Source organism: Mesorhizobium sp. URHB0026 (genome assembly GCF_054059755.1).
This window is the reverse complement of sequence record NZ_JBSSCN010000001.1, coordinates 3,917,854-3,943,311: the sequence shown is the minus strand read 5'-3', so window position 1 is coordinate 3,943,311 and position 25,458 is coordinate 3,917,854. Positions and strand designations below refer to the sequence as shown.

Here is a 25,458-nt window from a genome sequence, read left to right as displayed (position 1 = left end):
GATGGGCATTGGAAAGCGACGATCACACCGTTCTGGACGGGCGCCGTTGCCGTCACCGGGACGTCCGCCAGTGGCGGGGCGATCTGAACTCCAGCGATTCTGGTTGGGGATAGCGCAGGGGCTGACCAGCGAAGATGCTGCGTTGGCGGCTGGTATGTCGCAGCCTGTTGGAACCAGATTGTTCCGACAGGCGGGCGGCATGGCACCAGCGATGTTCAGGTCTTCCACCAAACCGACGTCAGAGCGATACCTTGCGTTTGCGGAACGTGAGGAGATCGCACTTCTTCGCGTTCAGGGCCTTTCGAGACGCGAGATCGGACGCCGACTTGGCCGATCCGCCTCGACCATCTCCCGTGAGCTACGACGCAACGCAGCCACCCGCAGCGGCGGGCTGGAGTATCGGGCAACGACTGCCCAATGGCATGCGGATCGATCGGCCCGTCGGCCCAAACCGACCAAGCTTGCGCTCAACACAACCTTGCGCACTTATGTGGAGGAGAGACTTGCCGGCGTCGTCGTGACCCCGAGCGGCGCTCCCGTTCCTGGTCCCGCCGTTCCGTGGAAAGGGCGCCGCCATGGCCCGCGAAAGGATCGGCGATGGGCCAGGGCCTGGAGCCCGGAGCAGATTGCCCGGCGCCTGGCGATCGACTTCCCGGACGACAAGACGATGCGCATCAGCCACGAAACCATCTATCAGGCCCTCTTCGTTCAGGGTCGGGGAGCGCTACGCCGCGAACTGTCGGCCTGCTTGCGAACGGGGCGCGTGCTGCGGGTCCCCAGGGCCCGCGTACGCAGTCGAGGTAAGAGCTTTGTCTTGCCGGAGGTCATGATCAGTCAACGCCCCGCCGAAGCGGCTGATCGCGCGGTGCCGGGTCACTGGGAGGGAGACCTCATCCTTGGTCTTGGCAGCTCGGCGATCGGCACGTTGGTCGAGCGCACGACGCGCTTCACGATGCTACTGCATCTTCCCCGGCTCGTGGGGCATGGCGAAGCTCCGCGCACGAAGAACGGACCTGCGCTCGCGGGACATGGAGCCGAGGCCGTGCGTGACGCGATTACGCGCACCATCATCACCTTGCCCGAAGAACTACGCCGTTCGCTGACCTGGGATCAGGGAGCCGAAATGGCTCAGCACGATCGTCTCAAAGTCGACGCGGGTGTCCAAGTCTACTTCTGCGATCCACAAAGTCCCTGGCAGCGCGGCACCAATGAGAACACCAACGGGCTGCTGCGTCAGTACTTCCCGAAAGGCACCGACCTGAGCATTCACAGCGCCGACGAGATCGCCGCCGTGGCAGCGGCCCTCAATGCGCGGCCGAGAAAGACCCTGGGTTGGAAAACGCCGGCAGAAGCGCTTGACGAGTTGCTGTCGTGAGTGAACACAATCAGTGTTGCGACGACCGGTTGAATCCGCCCAATACACGAGCGAGCAGTTCCAGCGCCTGATGGCCGATCACGGCATTACGTGTTCGATGAGCCGGTCGGGCAACGTATGGGACAATGCTGCGATGGAGAGCTTCTTCTCGTCGCTCAAGACCGAGCGGACAGCCCGCAAGGTCTACAGGACGAGGGATGACGCCAGAGCGGATGTGTTCGATTACATCGAATGCTTCTATAACCCCCGGCGGAGGCACTCGACGCTGGGCTATCTGAGCCCCGTGGAGTTCGAGGAACAAGCTATGTTAGCTTAACCTCGTGTCCGAAAAACCGGCAGCAGGCCACAATTAGCCTTGCAACGCGTGGGGCGGCAATATGACAGCGGTTGGATCAGCAGATCGTATTTGCAGAGGGATAGCTGTGTCGAGCAATTAAACACTCAGCTCATGCTTGGACCCGCCCGACAATATCCATTAGCTCCTCGTAGCTGGTGACGACGTCATATTTGACGCGATCCTCGGTAACGCGTTGGCCGATCTCGTCGAAGAACTTTCGCGCGCATGCGATTTTCGTGTTCTCGATCTCGCGGAGCTTCATCGAAGACATCGTGCCCTTGGTCTCGGCCACAAAATAGATATGCTTGACGCTGCCCTCCTTGAAGGAAATCGCCCAGTCCGGGTTATAGTCGCCGACCGGTGTCGGGATCAGGAAGCCGCGGGGCAGCTTCGCATAGACAATCACCTCGCTGCTTGTATCGAGTTCGCTGGCAAAGCGGCGTTCAATCTCCGAGTCTGTGACGACATAGTCGTAGACGTGGTTTTTCAGCTTCTCGCTCGCCTTGGAGAAGTCCTGCCCGGTCTGATTAGCCGTAAAGATGTCAACATCATACCGTTCGGACAGCTCGTCATAGGAGAGCCGCTCGATGACCATCGCGGCCTTTTGCTCAGAGATGATCCGAGATGCTTCCGCAATGAAGTGCTCTGGGTTCTGCTTAAACTGAGCGAAGATACTGGGCTGGATGTCGGAAAGGATGGTGGCTGTCGTTGCGCGGGTAAGCTGCGTGTTTTCTGCGATCTTGCCGAGCAGATCGTAACGAACAACAGAAGACACACTACCTGCCTGATAAGTGGCTTGCTCGGTTTCTCCGAACCCGGACGCATCCTTCAATTGATCATCGGTCAGAGCATCGCGTTGGACGCCTATCTTCACCGTGTACTGGAGCGGCGTCACCCGCAGCTGGCTGCCGAGAGCGCCCACGCATTTGCGGATGAGCTCATCGGAATCGAACTCGACACGGTAGACGGCCTTCCTGTTAATCCGCGTCCAAAGCTCCTGGAACTCCTTCTTCTTGAAGTTGTCGTTCAGTGGGTTGGTCTTGGGCTTCCGGCCATCCTCCACCTTTGGCAACTGCGCATCGCTGAACACGCTGTCGATCAGCTGGAATATCTGGTCGGCATGCAGCTTCAGCTCGTCGGGGAGCTCCGCCAGCGTCCCGGCTTCCTTGGCCCCGTGATAGGTCGAGGAAATCTGGTCCGCATCGTCAGAGTAATCGTTCTTCACCAGGTAGCGATAAATCTGCTTTGCGACGGCGGGCGTGATCTCGACCGGACCGCTCTCGATCGTGAGGGTCTTGCCCGTGAAATACGCTTCCGTGGCTTTCCGGGGCCTCGAAGACAGGGTGTCGGCGATCTCCTTCTGAAGGCCGCTGACGAAATCCTTGTAGCTCTCGCTGGCGACGACGGTGAGCACGTTGATGTCGTGAACGACGGCGGGGTGATCCATGCGGTCGCCATGCTGATCGACCGACAGCCGGAGCCCGCGGCCTACCTCCTGGCGGCGCGATATGGTGTTGTCGCTGTGCTTGAGCATGCACATGACGAAGACGTTGGGATTGTCCCATCCCTCCCGAAGCGCCGAATGCGAGAAGATGAAGCGGGTCGGCTCTCCAAACGAAAGCAACCGCTCCTTGTCCTTCAAGATCAAGTCGTAGGCGTCCACGTCATCTGAATCGACCGAACGAGCCCCGACGGCAGGGTCCTTCAGGCGGTTGGTCTTCTTGTCGATCGAGAAATAGCCGTTGTGGGTCTTCGTGGCGTCAATGCCCGCGAGGTGCTTCCGATAAGCCTCGTTGTCGATCGCCAACTCCGATAGATATTCCGCCTTGAGAGGCTCGTACTCCTCTTCGAAAACGCGGGCATATTCGCCCTTCTCGTCGGCCTGGTCATAGTCGCGGTACTTAGCCACCTCGTCGATGAAGAAGAGTGACAGCACCTTGATCCCTTGGGTAAAGAGCTGCTTCTCCTTGTCGAGATGCGCCTTGATGGTTTCACGGATCTGGATGCGACGGATGTCACGCTCGGAAACGTCCCCAGTCGCCTCGCCGGCCGGGAGAACCACGCCGTTGGTGAACTCGACGGTGTCGTTGCGGGCGTCTATCTGCGAAATCGTAAAGCCGTCGCGATATTGGTCCATCTCACCGGACTCGGCGAAGAGGTCGTCGCGAAACTCCAGGCGCCTGAGCTGGCGCTTGATGTCGCCGGACTTGAGCTGCACCTCCAGCTCGATCCGTGCCACCGGCGCCTTTTTCGAGATATCGATGCCCTCGAGATACAGATAGGCGTTGGTGCCGGCGAGGCCGCGCGTCTGGATTCCGCGCACGGCGATCTTTTTCACCAGTTTCTGGTTGTAAGCGTCGAGCGCGTCGAGCCGATGGACGCGGTTATGCTGCGTCTTGTGGGTCGCCGAGTAGCGCAGGATCATGAGCGGTTTGAACTTCGGCAGCGCCTCCATCGTGGCCGCGCCTTCCATCTTCTGCGGCTCGTCGAGGATGAGGATCGGCCGATTGCTGGCGATCACGTCGATGGGCTTCCGCGACTGGAAGTCGTCCAGCTCCTCATAGATGCGGCGGTTGTCAGCCCCGCGCGCGGCGAACGCCTGGATGTTGATCACCATCACGTTGATGCCGGCGTCCGACGAAAAGCTCTCCAGCTCGTGCAGGCGCTTGGAGTTGTAGATGAAGAAGCGCGCCTTCCTGCCGTAGCTTTCGGTGAAGTGGTCAGCGGTGATCTGCAGCGACTTGTGAACGCCCTCGCGGATGGCAATCGAAGGCACCATGATGATAAACTTCGACCAGCCGTAGCGCTTGTTCATCTCTAAGATGGTCTTGATGTAGCAGTACGTCTTGCCGGTGCCCGTCTCCATCTCGATGTCGAGGTTGATCCTGCACCCAGCGCTGGCGATCAGCTTGTCTGAGATGGGCAAGTTCTGGCGCCGCTGGACATCCTTGATGTTGGCCAGCACCTGAAGCTCATTGAGCGCCAGATCGGCGTTCTTGAAGCCTTCCTCGAAGGCGCTCGTCTGCGTCTTCCGGCCTGGATCGATCCGGTACGTGATCCCGCTCGACATCGGCTGCCCGGCGAAGCAGTCCACGACCGCATTCACGGCCTGGGTCTGATAGGGCTGGACCTTGAATTTCAGCTTCATGGCCGCCCCCTCAGATCGACTTGACGTCGGTGCCGGGGGACAACTGACGGAAGACCTGCTCGACGTTGATCTTCACCGCGTCGGACACGAAGCCATTGTCGCGGAACACGACACGCAGCGGCTCGCGGCTGGCAAGCTCTTTCACCAGCTTCTCTGTCACGCCGGTCTCGAAGCAGGCGACCAGCGCGTTCCTGTCCACGAAGAACACGGTCTTGCCCTGCACCTTTTCACGCTGGATCGGCAGCGTGAGGTCCACGCCCCAATCAACCAGCACCTGGAACAGCAGATCCTCGGCGGTGCGGTCGGGTTTAACGTTGTCAACAGCGGCCAGCAGGTCCTTCTGGTCGACCTGGTCCGGGCGGTAGAACACGTCCTGCATGTTGGACGTGTCCACCTTCAGCACCCGGAAACCGACATCGCGATTCCAGTCGGGGTGGTGGTCGCCTTCTAGGACTTGCGTTCCAGCGCGCCGGATGCGTTCTTTGGCAATCTCGGCGATTGTAGAGTATCCTGCCTTCTTCGCGTCGCTCTCGTCTGCAACAGGTTCTGCAATCTGAATCATCGCAAACCTCAGATTGGTTCCGCTCTCTGCCGAAAAACGCATGACAGCCTCCGCCGTTGTTGCAGCGCCGGCAAAGAAATCCATAACAATATCACCGGTCTTAAGGTTACATAGTTCGAGGATAAATCTGATTAGTTTCACCGGCTTTGGTGTGTCAAAAACATCTTCCGGAATCAGCTTTACCAGCTCGTATTTAGCCTGACGGTTGTGACCCGTTTTTTCCAGATCGATCCATAGCGTGGAGGGCGGAAGCCCGCCCATATCTGCCAGATACGTTCGACGTCGAATCGACTTTCCGTCATCAGAAAAGCGAATCTCCCCACTGGCAATTCTGTGTTGGATAGTCTCCTTGGACCAACGCCAACCATTCTTCGGTGGCTTGATTACGTATCCAAGTGGTGAGGTTATATCAAAGACAAGATTCTCTCTGTAGGCTGGTGAGTTAAGTGGGTTACCATCAAAATAGGGGCCACGAGGATCATCGTCCGGGTTCTTAAAATGACCCCTCTTTGCTTCATCATTCAGCTTTGCAGGTTCCCAGTTTGCGTTCTTTGAATACACGAGTGTATGATTATGGTCAGTCGAGAATTTCTTGGCGTCATTGTTGCTATTGTCCTTTGATCGCCAAATTGCATTAGCAATGAAGTTATTTTCACCAAATATTTCATCGCAAATTTTCTTTAGATTTGCCTGCTCACCATCGTCGATGCTAATGAATATAACACCATCTTCAGATAATACATTTCTGGCAAGGCGAAGCCTCGCGAACATCATGCTCATCCAGTCAGAATGAAACCGACCATTAGTAGACATATTCGCTACTAGTCTGTTGCCTTCCGCATCTCTTTGCAAGGAAAGCTCTAGGTATTTATCTGACCCTTGCGCGAAGTCATCATCATAGACGAAGTCCTTTCCGGTGTTGTAAGGTGGGTCGATATATATCGCCTTTACGCTACCAAGGTACGTTTCTTGTGTGAGTTTCAGAGCATCGAGATTGTCACCTTCGATGAAGATATTCTGCGTCGAGGCAAAATCTACACTCTCTTGGACGTCAGGGCGAAGCGTCATCGCAATAGGAGCGCTAGCAACTATTAGCGCCTCCCGCTTCCCTGGCCAGTCCAGCCGATACCGCTCCTGCGGCCCATCGACGATGTGATCGCTCAACTCCTGACGAAGCTGATCAAAATCAACCGCCAGACGCAGCTTCCCCGTGGCCTCATCGCGCGCTTCTGTCACGCATCCCGGAAACAGGTCGCGGATCTTCGCGATCTTGTCCTGGCTCAGGTCGGGGCTGTGCATCTTCAGCTTTTCCATGCTTGTCCTCTTACGTATTCGTCACGGCGCCGACGGGTTCGCCCGCAGTCAGCCGCGCCAGTTCCTGCTTCGCCGCGCGCAACTCGGTATTGATCGCCACGCGCTTGTTGAATTGCTTCTCGCGCGCCAGCCGCGCCTTGATCCGTTCTATCTCCCGCGCCTTGGCCCGGATCGCCTCCATCCGGTCCACCCGCGTTTTGATGTCCTCGCTGACTTGAGCGGACGCAGGCATCATGGCGGTCAGAAGGCGGTCATAGAGCGCACCCAGATCGAGCGCGACGGGTAGAGGCTGACGCGGCGCATCCTCCGGCGCCCAATCGGTGGCGAAATACTCGCTGATCACCCATTTGGAGCCATCCGCCTCGCTCGGGCGCTTGAAGGCCGCCGTCGCCCTGCGTTTTCCGCGCCAGGTTAGCTCGAAGATCAGGGGAAACGGAATGGCCTTGTCGATCGCGTGCAGGACGGCTTCGTCGAGCTTTCCCGTCTTGAGAGATATACCAAACACCTGGACCTCGGACACGGCAGAGGTGGCGTCGAGGTTGGTCGTCTCGGGAGCCAGCTTGAACCGCCAGACGATCTGATCGACCTCGCGCACGAACAGATCCTTGAGCGCGGTGTTGGCGCCGGCATGCTCGTAGATCTTGTTCTTCGGCACGACGCGCCCGAAGGCGGCGCTTCTGGGATAGTCGAAGAAGGCCGTCATGCGTCGCCCCCCTCGATCACGACAAAGGCGATCAGCTCGAAGTCGTTCAGCCCCGCGATGCTATGCACCAGCGCCGTGGTGCGGCCGCCGCTGAACAGGCTGTCGATATCCTTCTCTTCCTTCACCTCGATCATCGAGCGGATGGCGCTGCTCAGCAGCTCGGAGTAGCGATCCATCTTCCGACCGTCCTGCGTGCGCTCATTGAAGGTGCGGCACACCTCCTGGCTCGGCTCGGGCCGGCCCTTGCAGCTTGAGCGGACGAGGTCGAGCAGGCGCTTCACCTCGGTGTGGTCTGCGACGATCTCGCCGTCGTTGCCGATATAGACCAGATAATAGGGGTGCAGCCGGTTCTGCTGGTTGATGTTGACGCTGTCGTAGATGTTCTTGAGCGCGAAGATCGCGCCGGGCCGAAGCCCCAGTTCGGGCTGTGCGGGAACGACGGCATGCATGCCGTTCGGCAGGTTATCGAGCTCACCGTGCTCCTTGACGTAATTGAGCAGGTCCATCCGGAAATCGTTGAGGCCGAGATCCGTGATCGAGATACCGGTCTTCACGTCCTCCAGCTCGATGACCTCTTCCTGTAGCCGCTTCAGCTGGTCCTTGCGATAGGCGATATCGCTGCTCTTGGCGGTGAGGACATTGTCATCGCCGGTGGCGCTGACGTCGGCGATCACCATGCGATTCTCGACCCGTTCCTTGAGGTTGATATACTCATCGAGCGAGATGTCAGGCCAATAGTTGACCAGCTGGATCTGGGCGTTCTGCGAGCCGATGCGGTCGATCCGGCCGAAGCGCTGGATGATACGCACTGGGTTCCAGTGGATGTCATAATTGACGAGGAAATCGCAGTCCTGAAGGTTCTGGCCTTCGGAGATGCAGTCCGTGCCGATCAGGATATCCAGCTCGCCCGGCTCGTCGGGCAGGACGATCGCCTTCTCCTTGGATCGCGGCGAAAAGAGCGTGAGCACCCCCTGATAATCATAACTCTTCCGCAGCGTGGTTTTCGGCGCACCCGAGCCCGTCACCTTGCCGGTCTGCAACCCCAACTGCTGCGCGAACGGCGCCAGGTTGGCATAGAGATAATTCGCCGTGTCGGCGAAGGCCGTGAAGATCAGGACCTTCCTGTTGCCCGGGTTGAGGGGCTCGCTGACCTTCTGCCGGAGCACCTCCATGAGATGCTGGAGCTTGGCGTCGTCGTCCGGTTCGACCTTGTCCATCGAGGCGGTCAGGTCCTCGATGAGCACGAGATCGGCCTCGAGATCGTGCTTCCACGACTGAAGATCCATGTCGGCAAGGCTGATCTGTACCTTCTTGCCGACGGTGAAGTCGCCCAGTCCGGCCAAATCATCATCTTCATCGTCGAGCAATTCCTCGTCAGCCAGAAAATCGCTCACACTCTGCGTGCCGCCTGACCGCTCGAAATCGCGAATGGCATCCAAGGCCCGCGCGATGTTCCCGCTGAGCGAGCGCAGGGTGAGACGGAACGCTTCGACGGAGCTTTCGAGGCGCTTGAGCAGGTTGGTGGTCATCAGCGCCTGAAGGCTGCGCTCGCGATCGGCCTGCCGAAGCTTGCCCCGGCCACCCTCCACCTGGGTGTCGTAAATCTCCTCGTATCTCCGGAGCCGGCTCGGAAGGATGTAACTGATGGGGGCATAAACCGCGAGCTTCAGCAACGAGAGTTGGGTGAAGATGTCGTTCAGGCCCATAACGTCCACCCGCTGCGTAATCGGGCAATGGAAGGACAGCGGCTTCCGGCGCTGCGGAAACTTGCCGATATCCTTCGTGTCGTAGAAGGTCTCGATGTGCTTTCGCGACCGGGCGATCGTTACGGCGTCGAGAAGCTCGAAGAAATCGAAATCCAGCGCCTTCAGGATCGAGGCTGCGGTTCGCTCGTCCGGCGGCAATAGCGTCCAGGCATTGAAGGCTTTCTGCGCGCGGCGGAAAATTTCCTCGACGCTGGTTTGCGTCTTCAGGTTCTGGCTGAGGGCATCCGACTGCCCTTCATAGGCGAGCGCGAGCTGGTTGCGCAGGTCGGTGAAGCGGTTGTTCACCGGCGTTGCCGAGAGCATCAGAACCTTGGTCTTCACGCCTGCGCGGAGGACCTTGTTCATCAGCTTCTGGTAGCGCGTCTCCCGATCCTTGAAGACATCATTATTCCGAAAATTGTGCGACTCGTCGATGACGACGAGGTCGTAATTCCCCCAGTTTATGCGATTGAGCGGAATGCCGAAGGACTCGCCCGACGTTCGCGACAGGTCGGTGTGGCATAGGACATCGTAGTTGAACCGATCCTTGGCGAAGATGTTGGTCGTCAGGTTGGCGTTGTAGTTCCGCCAGTTGTCCGCGAGCTTTTTCGGGCAGAGCACCAGGACGGCCCGATTGCGCAACTCGTAATATTTGACAACGGCCAACGCAGTAAACGTCTTCCCCAGGCCGACACTGTCGGCGAGGATGCAGCCGTTATAGGTTTCGAGCTTGTTGATGATGCCGGTGGCCGCGTCCTTCTGATAGTTGAAGAGCTTGTTCCAGACGACGCTGTCACGATAGCCGGTGAGGTCGTTCGGCAGGACGTCCTCGTCGATATCCTCAAGGAAGTCCTGGAAGATGTTGTACAGCATCAGGAAGTAGATGCGCTCCGGCGAATTCTCCTGATAGACGGACTCGATGTGGTCGCAGATCGCGGCCGTGACATCGTTCAGCTTCTCCGGGTCGGACCAGATTTGGTCGAACAGCTGGAGGTACATCTGCGTGTGGTTCGGGTCGTCGAACCGCGTCACGAAATTCGAGACGGCATCGCCTTTCTGATAGCCGAGATCGACGGCCGTAAAGCCGCTGATCGGCATGTAGGCAATTCCGCCGTCATCGCCCGCCACATGTAGGAACTGCTGCATCGGGGCTTTCGTGGTGTTCGAACGGAACCTGGCCTTTTTTCGAATCCAGTCGGCGCATTCGCGCGCCACCGCCCTTTGCGTCAGCTTGTTGCGGAGCTGGATTTCAAACTCCGTTCCGTAAAGGCCGCTCTCCCGCCGCGCTTTCGGGATGAAGAACTCTCGCCGTTCCTTGCGCAGGTGGTCGGCCACTTCGGTTGGAACGAAAGTCGGGGCGGTAAAAATGAATTGGAGGCTCTCGATCTTTAAAAGTTCTGACTTCAGAGCCTCAAAAGCGTAAATCGAGAAACATGAAGCTGCGATTTTCAGCCTCGATCCCCGATTAACCGTCCCCTTGAGGTCATCGCCGAACAGGCTGGACGTGTTGTCAATGATTCTCATGCTTTCATCTGTTTGCTGCGCGGCGCTTCGGTGGAAGCTCCGCCTTTAGTCCTAACCATATGACCGCACGCGTATTCCGATACTGTAGCGGCACGGCAGCCATCTATACCGGTCAACATCATCGAAGGGTGCAAAATCGACCACAAATTTTGACCTGCGCCCCGAATGGCGTTGCGGAAGGCCGCATTGGAGGTAACGGAGACCGGCAACAAGCAGCGGGCTGACTTCCGCCCGCGCTTATCCGCGACGATGTTGCGCCCGACCTACTCGGCGGCGTCGGCCTGCTCTTTCGAGGGGACGTCCTCAACCCCTGCGTTTTGGTTGTTCTGCTCGGCCTTTAACGGACCAGACCATATCGCACACGCTGTGTCGAAAAGCGCCGTTCCGCGGTGAGCAATCGTCTTTTCATCCCACCCGTCATACTGATGAAGGTCGCGATTTAGCGCCAGGGCTGTGTGCGCCTTCACGGCAGGCATCTTGGTCGAGAACGACCCGTTTGACACTTGAGCGTTCAGCTTGTGGGTGAGTAGCGTGAGGTTTCCGAGTTTGTTGATGACCTTGTCACGCTCGACTTCTCGCGCCACGTGGTCAATGTCCACTTCCCCCTCCGGGATATGACCGAAACCCGGAACAGGCCAATTCTCGCGCCACTTTTGCGGCATAATGTGTTCGAGCGTCAGATCGCTCCGGATGGTAACCACTTCGCTGTGAGCCGTCCGTTTCTGGTGTTCGAGAGCCTCAAACAAATATCGCAGACGCGGCTGACGGCTCCCTTTGTACTGGTCGCGACCGTGCCATTGCGACTTCCATTCGTTGTCTGTCGGAAATCGCATTGCGTCTGCTTGGCTTGCAGACAGCAACTTATGAACTCGCGCGACCGACACCTGGCCCCCCGTCCGAAGTTTGGCGACCATATCAACAAAGAACCTGTTGTAGTTGGCGGTAGAGAGACCGCAGATATCTCGCCTGATGATGTAGGACTCGATCAGTCGGAGAGCATCGGGCAATTCACCTTCGCTTAAGCCGCTTTCGCTCGCCAAATAGAGGACGAGCGGCATGGCCGTCGACACGTCGAAAGCCTTGGCAAAGCGCCCGAAGCTTCCCAACGGGTCGTCTGTCGATTGATCTGTTAGCCGTCGATGAACCGCCGCGCTGGCGGCGATTGATTCTAACTCGGCTTCTACGGCGGTAAACGGTGTCTGGTCCAAAATCCATCTGCGATAGGACTCGAAGAGGTCGTCGACCGAAACGGTCTCTGCTTTCTTCATGGTAAGGTGGTCGACAAGTAGCCAATCCAGGCGGGACTTTGTCTGGCGGCCGCGCGTATCTCCTTCTTTCCAGAACCACCCATCGAGCGGTCGCCAGTACTTCTGGTATAGGCGATCTACGTTCAGGGAACCCTTGGTCTGCCCCAACCCTTTCGCCCGCTGAAAGATGAAGTTGCGCATCAGATCACCGGCGGTGAGATCGACTCCACGGCTGTTGAGAGTTTCGAAGATCGTCTGAGCGTCATCTCCGCCTTCGAGTTCAATGGATACTGCCGCCAACCCGACACGCAAAGCCTCGAACAGCTTCTCCATGCGGAAGGGTTCGTATTCTCCATCCGGTCGAACGTGTTTCTCGATACGATCTTTGAAGAAGGCATATGCTGCCGCCGACGGGCGAACCACTCCCTGCTCGTCATCCAAACGGAAGGTTGCGGCCTCGGACTTGTCTTGAGGGTCGACCACGCCGATGAACGATGCGCGGTCCGTGAGTGAAGGCCATAGCTTGAAGCGCTCGACTTCCGGCTGCTCCATCACCCCGTCGTTGAATATGTATTTGCCTACCTCGTCGGCATATTCGGGAGAGTGCACGATTGCCACGTCCCTCAGTGCGGTCAGGAGCAACTGGAAGGTCGTGAGGCGCTGCTGGCCATCAATCACTTCAAATGCCTGCACCTGCTTGCCGAACGTTTTTACTTGCGAAATGACGATGGCCCCCATGAAATGGGGGGCGGCTACCATGCCCTGGGCCTCAAGCTTTGCAGCAGCTCGCTGAATGTCGTCCCAAAGCAGCTCCAGTTGCGGTGTGGTCTTCCAAGCATACTGCCTCTGATACAGCGGGATCAGGTAACGTCTCTTCCCATCGAAAAGCTCTATAATCGTTCGCGTAAAAGGTCGCATTTTCCCCCTCTGTGTGAATATTTTTGTGCCGGTGTTCTGAACACCCAGTCCAGATATGGTTGCTCTGAGATCTTCGTCTCGACCCGCAATTTCTTGATTTCTTCCTGCGTTAATCCGAAGTCGACGATCAGCCTAGCCTGGCATCTCCAATTCTGCAGGGCACCGTTTGTTGTTAAGTTTTCAGGCCTGCTCCAGGCGCACTGGCCACGCCGCATGTGCATTGGCTGCCACCAGCGCGCTGGCACCAGCAGCTAGGTCCATGGCTGACAGCCGTAAAATATTTGCAATAATATGTGTGTATAACTCGTCATTTCCCAAGCCCACGATCGTACACCGATTCAAATAATAGTCTGATTCGACTATCGCGACGTCGGCAACCTTAAACCCCTTAGCGCTACTTCGCTAAGCCTTTTGCCACTGTTAGCGATGAAGGTTAAGGAACCTCGTCACTTGCCCCAGCGCGAATAGTTCAGCGAAATGCCCGACCGCTTCGATCGGACTCGGACCGCACCCCCCGTGCATTCCTGACAACCGCTCAGTGTGAAATTGGGTTTTCACACTGTCAGATCAAACGGCCACGAGGAGAGGGAGTTTAGTGTCTGCTTCCGAGATGATAGGGCTAGAAAGCCGACCTTCTATTCAGCGTAGCAACTGCAGGCACGACGAACGGAGCGACGGGCCTTACTTCACCGTGATGGCCATACCGCTGAGATCGGCATTGACTTGCAGGCCTACCTGCTTGCCTGAGTTCGAGTTGGGCGCCCTTGTCATTGGTGATCACGATCACCTGGGGCCTCTTGCCGAGCGGGCCGCCACCGCCCGCCGCACCGTAGAGCCAGTCGCTCCGGCATTCGCGGCGTTGGCTCCTGGCCAATAACCTATTGCTGTTTTGTCGCAAGTTGACGCACCAAGGCCAACGCTTGGCGTTTGCAACCGCTGCTCACCATCCATCCAAGAACTTCCAGCGGATTTTCAAGAACGGCGTTCTTTGGAAACGTTTTAATTTCGATCGACGCCGATGTCTTGTCGGTCTCGACGACAACAGATTTCACCTCGGGAGGAATACGGTCTGGGAGAGAGTAAGTGAGCTTACCGGCGCTCCAGACTATGCCGTTGAGCGGCTCGCCGTCGCCGATGCGTATCGAGAAAACCGCGCTCTGACCTATACCCTCGCGCGCCAGAACCATTTCACCATCGCGGATGCAGCCAGGGGCGGATTCTTCGATGGACACTGCCCAGGGGTCGTCGAGCCCGCTCGGCGTGGAATAGTCGGTAATGGTGCGCGAACCGCCGACGGACTCCGTTCTCTTGCGCTCATTCGCCAAGAGGGCGGCTATGAGGTCAAGTTTTGAAGGCCCTTCCTGCGCGTTGGTAGTTTCCGGCAAACTGCCGGACGTCAATGCATCCTCAGTGACTACGAAGGAACCTGGGCCCGAAAGCGCGTTGACGCTGCCGTCTTCGCCGAGCAAAGTGACGACCGTACCGGCTGGAACGTTGATGACGTCGCTTGGCATATAGAGCTTGCCTGGCGGCAGTTCATCCACCACCGGCTGAGCCGACAGGACCACATACTGGCTGCCGGCTGCCGCGTGTTGCGCCGTCACAAGGACGGTCGCAGCGACGATCAGGGAGGCGATCCGCAAAGTCGAACGCCTGAGGCTCATGTCACGATGCCCTTATTTCCCGACAAGATGAATGTCTGCTCCGAAATCTCCGTTTGCAAGACGGTTATGGTGAAAAGCGATCAGGCCGTCTTGCGGGTAGTTTTTGACCAATAACTTAAATGCCGCTATCGCACGCGTATCACCTGCAGCAAGTAGGGCATACGCGTTCGAATACTCCTCGCATAGTATCGTATTTTCTGGATTACGGGTCATTGCCTCGAAAGCCTCGATGCCTTGGTTCTTGCCCTTAAGGTGTAGAACTCCAGCAGGGCGTAACAGGAAGCGCGTCGTCTGCCTCGCGACTTCTGAGCTGATGCAGTTTTTGGTTCCGAGGTACTTGTTCGCTCCTTCAAACCGGGCTGCGGCATTTACAGTATCTCCAATAGCTGTGTAATTGAAGAACCGATTTCCCCCGAAGTTGCCGACGATTGCCGGCCCGCCATGAATACCTATGCGGGTGGAGCCGAGTGAATGGCCTCGTCCCGCCGATTTCTCTCGCAGCCGCTGCGTGTGGTCCTGCACAGCAAGTGCCAGAGACACCGCCCGCTCCGCTTGGTCATTTTGTTCTGCCGGAGCCCCGAAGAAGCCGACCACCGCATCGCCGATGACCTTGTCGATGGTTGCACCATGCTCGATAAATAACTCGCAGAGCCCGTTCAGATATTCGTTCAATACATCTGCGAGCACCTCTGGCGCGAGTTGCTCGCTGAATGACGTAAATCCCTCGACATCCGTGAATACACAGGTGAGCTCACGCTTCTCGCCACCGAGATGGAGAGCGTTGGGTTCCTTGACAATCGCTGCAACAACGGCCGGACTGACATATTTCGAGAACGCGTTCTGAATGAACTGGCGAGCCTTGGCGTCCCGTCTCCAAGCCAGGAAGCCAACGAACGCCGCCAGGCCGACCACAAGCAATGCAGGGGCGACCATCGGAACGAGGATTGCGAACCGCGCGAACGCCCACGCCTCACTGATCCATACCAGCAGCACCGTACAAGCGACCGCGACAGGTTTGAAGACCACTGGGATCGGCCGCGAAACGATCCATAAGCAGAACAGCCCGACAAGAAGCATTGGCGCATAGCCCACTGCAGGCCAAGGGGCCGTTATTCGATTCCCGGACACGAGCCTGGCTAACGAATGGGCGTGGATCGCGACGCCAGGGAGGACACCGATTTTCGCCCCGCTCAACAACGCGAACGGTGTCGGATGACGGTCTATTTGCTGTAGGTCTACACCGATAAGAACATATTTCCCCTCGAACCAGCTGAGCGGTGCCAGCGGAACGGCCTGTGCCGGATAGGTTGGAAAGCTGAAGGGCAGGCTGTTCGCCGTCCGGTAGTAGACCATTTCCTCAGGCCAGTGGCCGCGATCAACACCCGTAGATGCTGCGATCACAGCAGCGAAGCTTGGCATCCAAGCGCCGTCGCCCTCTCGACCTGGAAAGGCCCCGCGGACTACACCGTCGAGGTTGTCATGCAACAATGCGGCAAGGCCCCGCTTTGCCGACGGAGCGAACGCGTTTAGATAGTCGGATTGTCTTTGGGTAAGGCCGTCAGTCCGCGAAGCCGAGGCGATCACCACAGGCACACGGGCGGTTTCAATGGCAGTTTCGAGGCGGGCATCCTTTTCCGGCTCTGTTGCCTGGTCGAACAGTAGGTCGATGCCGATGGCAAGAGGGCGGGCGGACTCGATCCGGGCCACCATGTCGGCCAAGAAGCCACGGTCCAGTGGCGAGCGGTATGGAAAATTCGCCAGGGTCTGTTCTGTAATTGAGACCACAACGATGTTGGTTGGAGCATGGGTGAACGGCGAGATCGAGACCGTCATGACGTCGTGAAGGATATTCTCCAACGGCGGGGACACGAGAGCAATCGAGAGGCCCAGCAGAACCAGATACGCGAGCGATGCGGCAATGCCCCCTCGCGTCAGGCTGACGATCCGGCCAAGTGTCCGCACGCCGAAATAGACCCCCAAACCAGTGGAAGCGCCGCTCCCCGCCAGCATACCCGTTCGGGCGCATCAAGCAAATTGTCGCCCGTTTGCATGAGAATGCACGGCCGCAGCACCGAAACGGTGTCCGCCAACAACCCTTTCTTCTTCTTAGAAGAAAGGAGAATAATACGATTATAATTATTTATAAATATGTTATTATCTTAGTAATCAAAATCCTCTAGATGTAATATAAACTTGTTATAATCATCACAAATTTTATATTGGATTAAATACATAATATTATAACCTGCGCATATCATCCTTGGTTCCCGTCAGGAGCATCCTCCCCGGCATTCTTTAGATACTTATTATGTAAGATAATGGCGCGCAGTAGGGGATCTGGTTCTAGGGGATCGCAGTACGAGATTTGATATGTATGTTCTGGTGCTGTATTCACACCGGGGCTGACCCCGTCAGATTAAACTGCCTCCCCGACGTCCAACCCTGGCTCACACTGCTTTTCCGGCCCGGGGCGATACAAGGGGGCTATCTTGGATCCAGAGACCCACACGCACATGCGGCGGAGCCAATGGGGCCAATGCTGCATTCGATGCCTGTGTCGATCAGATTGATCAGAGCAAAGAACCAAGGAAGGAAATCGCCTTCCCTGGCTAGGCTTCAACCACCTTCCTCGGAGCAGCACCCGATGATTCTTACAGCCCCATGGTAAGAAGGTGGTTCGAGATCGGCCTGCAAGTGATTGGTCTTCCTCGGTCCCAAGTGGATATTCGAGATAATGATTATCTTGGAAACCCGATCGATTTTCCCGAAAACATTATTGGAACCGATAAGAAAGCGGACCGGCATTGCTTCTAGGGGTCCAACTCGACGTGCGGCCCAAGAAATGCCGGAGCCGGCGGCCATGGCTGCTGAGCCCGCCCGCGAACCAAGGACGAGCAAACCGCCGTAGCCGTCGAGGTGACGCTACCTGCAGCGAGAAGACCGGCGTCGTGGGCACCGCTGAAGAGCCGAGGCTGCGGCCACCGAAGAGCTGATTGCTAGGGATTTATTTTTTGATAATCTCAAATCTATTTTCTTCGTAATCTTAGGTGGAACATCGTTTTCGCTCATGTGATTATCAAGCAAGGTAATCAAGTTAATCGGCCCTTCATCGTTTTGGGGGCTTTTCGTTTTGAGGAACCGGTAAGTGCACACAGTTGCCGGGCGACGCCGAGAAGGATGCCGGTGTCGCCGCTATCTGCATGCCCGGGATCTACCTTCGCGGATCCGGAGAGACGCCACAGACCATCATCACCATAATGCAGCACATTGGCTCTTCCTAGCCTGCGAGGGCTGGGCACCCAGGTGCGGCGGAGCCAATGGCGGCAATGCTGCATTGGCTGCATTCGAGGCGAGTTGTCGATCAGACAGATCAGAACATGTGAACCAAGGAGGAAATCGACCTTCCCCGGCAACGCTTCAACCATTCCGGTTAGGAGCAGCACCCGACGATTCTCGCCGACTCCTCCTGAAGGAGAGAAATTTGAGATCGACACTGTCACCCAAGCGCCACGTCAGCGGGACTCGGGATTCCCTCCGGAGACGCTTGAAGCAAGGAAGGTGATGAACCAGTTCGAAGGCGGGAGCATCCTCCATGGCCCATCATCCTCGACAAAGACGTCAATGAGCCCCACCCCCTATTCGACAGGGTCTCCGGTCCTGGCCAAGCATCCCGACGGCGTTTGGTACGAGGTCGACGTGCCATCATCGTCCTGGGAGCGCTTTCTCTTGCATCAAGTCAAAAAAGAAAGTCATCGGTTCATTATCATTTGACATCACAATAGACCGAACATATATCCACTGCACTTACCCCTCGCCGAACACCGGCCTACCTCTGCCTTTTTCCACACCCTTCTATAAAGTAAATAGAAGTAGGAAGAAGACGGACGGGCGAAGGTATATCCGTGTCCAAGAGGATACAGGATCAAGGGGTAGAGGGAAATCCCATATAATCTTATATAAATATATTAACTGAGTGAATTGATAATCGCTTATGTGATAATGCTCGCGCCATTATATGCGGGATTTAATAGATAATATTATATAGAAAATATTATATATATTTTGGGGATGGGAGATTTTCAATATGTAGGGGTAGGTGCTGTATTCACACTGGCACACTTGCCCAGTGCTAAGTACCCCCCCGGTGTGCTGTCTCTCACACCATCACACCTCCCCCCATATTCTTCCTGGTTCCAGGTTTCGGTTCTCCTCCATGGTTCCGGCGCTTCGCGCTTTCGGGCATCTTGGAGCAAGATGACCACAAACCAATGGAGGCACGATCGTGGCTACAGTTCGGATGTTCGTTATTCGCGTCGAGCCATCCTTCGGCGAGACCGCGAACCACCGAAACAAACGAAACACATCGGCAAGGCATTGCCGCCGACTTTTAGGACACCGTAGAGGGTAGAGAGCTCCCTTCTCGGACTCTATTTTTCGTAGATAGTCCAGCGACGAGAGATCCGCCGAGCATTGTATGCGCTCGATAGAATCGGACACGTCCGCCCGGCCCGGTCCTTCGTCTGTGGGCATTGCACAGGTGCCAAGTAGGACCGACAGGAAGGCTGCTCCCATCGAGGCATAGTCACAGGCGCTCGACCCTCTTGGTTTAGGAACGCATAGCGTATCCGGCCTGCCTCTATGTTTGGTCGTCAACGATGAGGCCTAGAAGCGCGAGCTGTGCCATCAGCTCGCCGCCTTCATCAGCACCACGGCACAAACGTGAGCTATTCTTCGACGGTCCAACTTCGCTAGATTCTTCAAGCCCACTTTGATGCCGAGCACGCGCCCAATTCTTCGCATGATTCTCGTGATCAGATCCAAGCTACAGGGCAGCGTGTTATGCCGAGCGTCATGGGCACCGTAGGAGCGATCCATGCCTAAGACGCTCAGGTCTATGCTCACTCTTGAGCGCTGCCTTCCTAAGCGATCTGGGTCGGCTCTGGCAACCACCCGTCCATGCTCCGGCAGAGATGTGTAACGGAACAGGGTTTGCCCCCCGACCCGATTGCTGAATTTGCTTCCGTGAAGATCCAGAAGGCTAAAACGCCAGTTCAATGCGGCAGAAATCCAGCAGCTAAGCGGCAATCATCCGCCTGATGTCCTTACTCATGCAAGTCAGCTTCTCTGGTTCCCGAAGGATGCGATCGTCATTCTTGCCGAACTGAGTGATGATGACGAATTCTATCCTGTGACCTGCCCTTTCGTGTCCGGCAGCAGATCTCGTGGATATCGTCGACGAGTTGCCCGTTGAGACTTGGCCAGTCTCAAATCGGCCTCGCAGCCCCCCTTAGACGCCGATCATGGGCTGCGCTTCTGGTTCTCAAGCCCCTTCAGGGGGGCTGTACGGTCGAATTCGACCACATTGCCTTCCTGATTGAGCACCAGGAGCAGGTCTTGTCTCGTCTGGCTGGTTGGGAACCAGTCGAGCCATCAAACCGACAACGTTTAGGTTTGTCGATACGGCCGCCATAGCGCCGCCTATCGCATGGCCGGTTTAGGGATGGGTGGAGGAACTGGAGTTGCGGGACCGTCGTTTGACCCCGGCTGACTGAGCAGCGAAGGACATAGTACGCCCGAAAGGCAGAAGCCGGCGAAGAATTAGATTCAGATAAACTCTTATTAATTTCCCCGAGATTATTAAGATAATAGTACGCCTGTTGCGCCTTATATGACACAACGTCGAAGAAATACCCCGAATAAACAAAATAGTTGTAGACAAACACTTGACAGAGGATTACTACTCAAAAACCTCCTCCGTTATTCGTTTTCCCTCCAAGCCCTATATACATCCACCGCCGACCCACGGCGAGCCGGCAACGCCGGGGCGTACCGAGGGAGCGCAGCGACCGAGGTATGACGCCCTACGGCGGCAGTCCGGCGAGCCATAACAAGGCATGGCGTTGATTATTAAGATAATAGAGAGAGAAATTACATATATATTATGTAATACCCTCTTGTTTGAATTAATAATTTAATGGGTAGGTGCATTAGAAATGATACCTGCCCCAATTACCTCTCACGGCGAGCCGGCAACGCCGGGGCGTACCGAGGGAGCGCAGCGACCGAGGTATAACGCCCGCAAGGCGGAAGCTGTGAGCCAAAAGAACCGCGAAGCCTTGAGGCTATAAGCCTGCCCTCCCCGGATTATTGAAGATAATAGGTAGATAATAGAGATAATACCTCACTCTCTCATAGTACCTTCATGGGCTTACACAACCCTGTATCGCCCCGGTGTCCTCCGCCTTACACCCACCCTCACCCAGTTGCTTCGACCGAGTTGAGACGGGCCACACCTCGAGCGACGTTGCCGGGGTAGGTCATTCAGCGGCACGATGGCTAACCTTTGGGGATCGGGTGCCTGACTGGTCACGATCAAATAGCCCGATCCAAAGCTCACTCAACGCCGAGCCAGATCTAAAGCCCCACCGAATTTCCTCTTCACCTAAACTACCGCTTGAGCCTAGCGGATTCCAGTCCTGAGAAACCAAGAGTTGGATTTTGGATCTGTCCTGTTCAACATATGAAGCAATCCAATTTCGATATCGAGAAAATCTAGGATCGAATTATCCTAAAGATTCACGATCACTCGACATTCCGCTTCCTCGTAGTCTCTCCTCGATTGGCCCCGTTCCTCGTGTTCGAGCAGACAATGCCCGATCGACCGCCAGGAACGCTTCGACCCGATCAAAAGCTGATCCATATCGTTTTCTTTGGCTCTTGCAGACAGAGCGCACCCAACAACCATCACCCATGAACGAATCGGAGAACTCTCGCATGAGAATCCTTGGACGCTTCCAATTCTCAAACCCCAAAAACGCCATCCACCAGCCATATGTCCTTCTCTGCAAGCTCAGGGACAGCAACCAACCGCCCGATCGTCATATGGCCCAGCTTTGGCTGAACATCAGCCACGAGACCAATGGTAGCTTCGTCAACCTGCCGATCAGTAGGCCCATCGACACGATAGAGCGCCCGGGAAGTCCGCGGCCAGAACGTCGACAGGATGAATTTGGAGGCGACACGCAACGACCTGGTCAAACTTGCAGGGCCTCGATCCGCAACTTCAGCCGGTCGATGCAATGGATCTACCTATTCCTGCATCAAGCTGCGCCCCGTCAACGAAGACGCCAACGTCCCGCAGGATATCAACGAATTCAGCACAGATCTCGTCATGCTGCTCACTGGTACGTTCGTCAGTCCCTCGTCCGCATCCGAAGGAGCGATTGCAACAGGATCCTGCACACGATCATTTCCGGCAGGCTGAATCGATCCAGAGAAGGGGCAAGGGAACGAAACTCTTGCCCATCTTTGCTCACACGATAGATAAAGCCTAAAAATATATTCAAGATTATCGATTACGAAGTTGGAAAAGTTGGACCTGTTTCCAACCTTGGTTCCAACTTTCTAAATGCTAACCCGACGCTTATCCTACAATCGGCGATAGGGCACCTAAAACCCAATAATGATCATCCGGGCATGCTTTCCCGTCCTGGAATACCCAGCACTATCGACGCATCCTGCGAGCCTTCGCTTACTGCAAACTCGCGAGTGTTCTTTCCTGCACGTAACCGAGTTTCCTTCCGTCTTTGGCGATAAGCGTCCAGCCGTCTTTTGTCTCAATGAGACGCACCTGGGTTCCTGGGTTAAGCCTGACAAGGGCGGCACCCGTGCCGGGGCTGGCGAAGACGTCGGCGGGAGCGACCACGACGTGAGTGGGCGTTACGGGGGTAGTCGAAGACGGTCCTGAAGTCCCGGCGCCGCCAGCGCTGTCCTCATTTGTCAGAACTATCGTGGTATCGGCCAGGGCGAAGCTGGAGCCGACGATCGACATCTGCGGAACCTGGCGCATCTGGAACGCATCCTGGCTGATCAGCGGAACTTGACGGTCGATGTAGCCGGCAAGTTCCGTGACGTCGATCACCCCGTCCTTGTTTGCGTCGGCGGCCCCGAAGCCGTCGAGCAGAGCGTAGGTGAAGACCCCATGACCGCGATAACCCTCCAGCGCCGGAGCATCGTCCGTCGAAGCCGTCAGCGTGGTACGTCCGGTCGCCCAGATGAGGCGCTGCAGGGCCTCGAGCTCGCCAAGTCCTCGTGCCGCTTGGCGAGTTCCGGTCAGCGAACCGCTGTCGCAAGTGTCGTAGAGCAGGATGCTTTTCCTCGCCGGAATCTCCGCGAACCATTGCTGCAGGCGATCCTGGCCGATCCCATCCTTCTCGACCGAATGTTCGTCCCGGTAATGGAAATCCTGCGGCAGGAAATAGTAGCGCCCGTCGATGGTCTTGCCGTGGCCGGCCATGAAGAACACGAAGACGTCCTCCGCACCGATCGTCTTGCCGAGGTCGGCGAAGACCTGATCGAGGTGAGAGGCGGTTACGTCGCCATCGAGCACGGTTGTCACCTCAACCGCACCGAACAAGCCGCCGCTCGCCTTACGGAATGCACCCGCGATCGCTGTCGCGTCCGGCGCGGCGTAGGCCAGCGTCAGGCGGCTGTCCCAGTATGCGTTCACCCCGACAGCGAGGACATGCAGCTTGGGCTTGACGGGGCTTGCCTGCATCGGCTTGGCACGATGGACCGTCACGGCAGCGGGCTCCGAAGCGATCAGATTCCTGGCGTTGAACGCCACCAATTCAATCTTGTTATCTCCCGGTTCGAGCGTGAGGACCCTCTTCAGCGAAAGCGCGCCAACCGTGGGCGTAGGCTCCGCCGCTCCATTCGTTGAGCCGAGCGCTGCCAGGCGATCGAAGCCGCGAGCCTCGATCCCGAGCGTAACGCCATTGACACGCCATTCCACCCGGCCGATGCCGCCGCCCTGGTCAGCGAAATCCGCCTCTACCGTCACCTGTCCGTCATCGCCCACGGTGGCACCATCCACAGGGGCCGTGATCGACACCTTGGGCGCCTGGCCAGTACCGATCACCTTGGTCAAATCGAGCTTGGCCGCCGCGGCAGCGACTGCCCCCTCCGGATCGCTTGCAAGCTTCGCCCGCACCAGATCCGGTCGATAGAGTTCCTGCTTAACCTGGTCAATGGAATACACATCGAGGCCGCGCACAACGTTTAGATCCGAGGCGCCATTGGGAGAAGCCTCGAAAAAACCTTCCGGCGTTATCGTAATCCATGAGCCGCCGGGAAGTTCAAAATGAGACACAAGCCGCTTCCCAGTTGCCGTGTCCCAAATCTGTGGAACGGGCCAAGAGGAAGCCAGGAAATGACCATCCTTTGAAAATGCGAATACCGACGAAGTAATATCGCTTGCCTCAAGCGTCCTGATTTTTGTTCCAGTCCGCAATTCGAACAATGTTGGTGCGCCTTCGCCCCGCGAAGGAGGTACAGCTACCGTGCTGTCATCTGCAGAAATTCCTACGCCTAGAATGCCGGCCCTCTCCACAGCTACAGTCGAGACGAGCTGACCCTTTGAGATGTCCCACACAGACAGCGAATTCTCGCTGAACTTTGAAGACACCAAGAACCTCCCTGTAGGTGAAATTGTAAAGCTATAGGTGCCCTCACTTCCGTCAAATAAACGAATACTGCCATCCGAAATGTTGAAAACCCCAATCTCGCTGTCATTTCCATCAACTATAACGACGTTCCCGTCTGGCGTAAAATCCGCGAACGGACCCAATTTTTTAACGATTTTGTTTTCACTAGTATTCCAAAGTGCATTTTGCCATTTACCATCGGTCGCGATAGCTAGTCTACCATCTCTGCTATAAGATCCTATTCTCAATTGATTATCGGCGAGAAATTTAATCCATGCCGAGTTTAACTTAATTGACTTAGGCTGCTCAAAATTCTGCTCTAAAAATTGACTAAATGCAGAAGAGGCATCTGGTGTCCTGTCACGATCTTGCACCTTGCCCGCTAAAGCCGCTCTCGTGTTTTTTACACTGAAATTGTTCAGGTCTATCGTTTTTATGGATCCATCTTCGCCCGTTACATCGGCAGATACTCCATCTGTTGACACCATCAGTGACTTAGATCCAGCCATATCAAAGTGCTTAACGACGACGCCAGAAAGGTCCCACACATTGACGGACTTCGCCACGCCGGAGAATACAGTATCATCCTTGCCTTCGGAAAGTCCAATAATGAACTTTCCGTGCGAAGCGTAGTCGATCGAATGAACCCTCTCATTGCTTGTAAAATCAGCCACAACGGCACCGGTTGCCGAATTATACGTCCTGATGTGACCGTCGTCGAAGGTCGTCACTACAGCAGAGCCATCAGTCGTAGGAAATATGCGAGACCCACCAATCGTCTTCACAGATAATACCTGCTTTACAGGACGTATATTCCAAATCGTGAAGCCAGTCATTTTTTTCTTTTTAGAAATGTTATACGATACGATACGATCAGCCCCCACGAACTGAGTAGGAATGGACTTATTTAACTGATTCGGGAGCGGTAATTCACTTAAGTCGCTGGAGAGAAAGAGCCTCATCTGGGGCGCTTGCACTGACATCTCGTTGATAACAAAATATCTGCGGTCTGCTGAAATCGCAACAAAGGCAGCTCTTCCAGGTTCTCGGTTACCTGTTGCTAGATCAGCTAGCTTGAGCCCAGAAACGGTATTCCAGACTGTCACAGCGCCGTACATCTCTGACACTAGTACTGTTGTGTCATCGAGAAATATCGCGCGCGCGATGTACTCCGCTGAGGTGTCTAGTCTACGAAGGAGGCGTTTGCTGGCCATATCCCAGATCCCGACACCATCGCCCTCGAGTGTCGCGAAGAGTTGGTGATTTGGCGATGTAACTATGTCCATTGGCTTGGACGAAGACGCATTCACCGTAAATTCCGTAGGCAATTCAGAGGACGCTACTGCGGTCAATGCACCACACGTCCAAAACATCAATGCGCACAACCAGACGCCTATATGACATTGGGATATCCTACTTGCATTGACCGGCCTGAT

9 protein-coding genes and 1 pseudogene are annotated in these 25,458 nt (G+C 56.2%); 2 read left to right on the top strand and 8 right to left on the bottom strand.

What is annotated here, in order from left to right:
• Nucleotide 1: 1 nt before the first annotated feature.
• Both ACVWWD_RS19165 and ACVWWD_RS19160 read left to right on the top strand, forming a co-directional pair.
• The gene (locus ACVWWD_RS19165) at nucleotides 2-1,375 is read left to right on the top strand and encodes an IS30 family transposase (protein ID WP_457103257.1); all 1,374 of its coding nucleotides are present in this window, start codon (nucleotides 2-4) and stop codon (nucleotides 1,373-1,375) included.
• Nucleotides 1,376-1,412: 37 nt separating this feature from the next.
• A pseudogene (locus ACVWWD_RS19160) lies at nucleotides 1,413-1,691 on the top strand (IS3 family transposase); the annotation flags it as partial.
• A 130-nt stretch (nucleotides 1,692-1,821) separates the two neighbouring features.
• On the opposite strand, the gene ACVWWD_RS19155 reads toward ACVWWD_RS19160, so the two are convergent.
• From ACVWWD_RS19155 to ACVWWD_RS19120, 8 genes are all read right to left on the bottom strand, one after another.
• Nucleotides 1,822-4,860, bottom strand: a complete 3,039-nt coding sequence (locus tag ACVWWD_RS19155; protein ID WP_457103256.1) for a type III restriction-modification system endonuclease — start codon at nucleotides 4,858-4,860, stop codon at nucleotides 1,822-1,824.
• Between the two features lie 10 nt (nucleotides 4,861-4,870).
• Complete coding sequence (locus tag ACVWWD_RS19150; RefSeq protein ID WP_457103255.1) at nucleotides 4,871-6,736, bottom strand: site-specific DNA-methyltransferase; 1,866 nt, start codon at nucleotides 6,734-6,736, stop codon at nucleotides 4,871-4,873.
• A gap of 10 nt (nucleotides 6,737-6,746) precedes the next feature.
• On the bottom strand, nucleotides 6,747-7,439 hold the full coding sequence (locus ACVWWD_RS19145; protein WP_457103254.1) for a DUF4391 domain-containing protein: 693 nt from the start codon (nucleotides 7,437-7,439) through the stop codon (nucleotides 6,747-6,749).
• Nucleotides 7,436-10,330 carry a helicase-related protein gene (locus ACVWWD_RS19140; RefSeq protein ID WP_457103253.1) on the bottom strand — a complete coding sequence of 965 codons (2,895 nt, stop codon included), beginning with the start codon at nucleotides 10,328-10,330 and terminating at the stop codon, nucleotides 7,436-7,438. The genes ACVWWD_RS19145 and ACVWWD_RS19140 overlap by 4 nt, the downstream gene beginning before the upstream one ends.
• Before the next feature lie 641 nt (nucleotides 10,331-10,971).
• Nucleotides 10,972-12,873: a DUF262 domain-containing protein gene (locus tag ACVWWD_RS19135; RefSeq protein ID WP_457103252.1), complete on the bottom strand. Its 1,902-nt coding sequence runs from the start codon at nucleotides 12,871-12,873 to the stop codon at nucleotides 10,972-10,974.
• Nucleotides 12,874-13,751: 878 nt separating this feature from the next.
• Nucleotides 13,752-14,537, bottom strand: coding sequence for a hypothetical protein (locus ACVWWD_RS19130; RefSeq protein WP_457103251.1), 786 nt, complete (start codon nucleotides 14,535-14,537; stop codon nucleotides 13,752-13,754).
• Between the two features lie 12 nt (nucleotides 14,538-14,549).
• The gene (locus tag ACVWWD_RS19125; protein WP_457103250.1) at nucleotides 14,550-16,547 is read right to left on the bottom strand and encodes a CHASE2 domain-containing protein; all 1,998 of its coding nucleotides are present in this window, start codon (nucleotides 16,545-16,547) and stop codon (nucleotides 14,550-14,552) included.
• A 5,521-nt stretch (nucleotides 16,548-22,068) separates the two neighbouring features.
• Complete coding sequence (locus tag ACVWWD_RS19120; protein WP_457103249.1) at nucleotides 22,069-25,236, bottom strand: caspase family protein; 3,168 nt, start codon at nucleotides 25,234-25,236, stop codon at nucleotides 22,069-22,071.
• Nucleotides 25,237-25,458 lie beyond the last annotated feature (222 nt).

Coding starts and splice junctions, on each gene's coding strand:
- ACVWWD_RS19165 (WP_457103257.1), top strand. CDS start 2: ATGGGCATTGGAAAGCGACGATCACACCGTTCTGGACGGGCGCCGTTG.
- ACVWWD_RS19155 (WP_457103256.1), bottom strand. CDS start 4,860: ATGAAGCTGAAATTCAAGGTCCAGCCCTATCAGACCCAGGCCGTGAAT.
- ACVWWD_RS19150 (WP_457103255.1), bottom strand. CDS start 6,736: ATGGAAAAGCTGAAGATGCACAGCCCCGACCTGAGCCAGGACAAGATC.
- ACVWWD_RS19145 (WP_457103254.1), bottom strand. CDS start 7,439: ATGACGGCCTTCTTCGACTATCCCAGAAGCGCCGCCTTCGGGCGCGTC.
- ACVWWD_RS19140 (WP_457103253.1), bottom strand. CDS start 10,330: ATGCAGCAGTTCCTACATGTGGCGGGCGATGACGGCGGAATTGCCTAC.
- ACVWWD_RS19135 (WP_457103252.1), bottom strand. CDS start 12,873: ATGCGACCTTTTACGCGAACGATTATAGAGCTTTTCGATGGGAAGAGA.
- ACVWWD_RS19130 (WP_457103251.1), bottom strand. CDS start 14,537: ATGAGCCTCAGGCGTTCGACTTTGCGGATCGCCTCCCTGATCGTCGCT.
- ACVWWD_RS19125 (WP_457103250.1), bottom strand. CDS start 16,547: ATGCTGGCGGGGAGCGGCGCTTCCACTGGTTTGGGGGTCTATTTCGGC.
- ACVWWD_RS19120 (WP_457103249.1), bottom strand. CDS start 25,236: ATGGCCAGCAAACGCCTCCTTCGTAGACTAGACACCTCAGCGGAGTAC.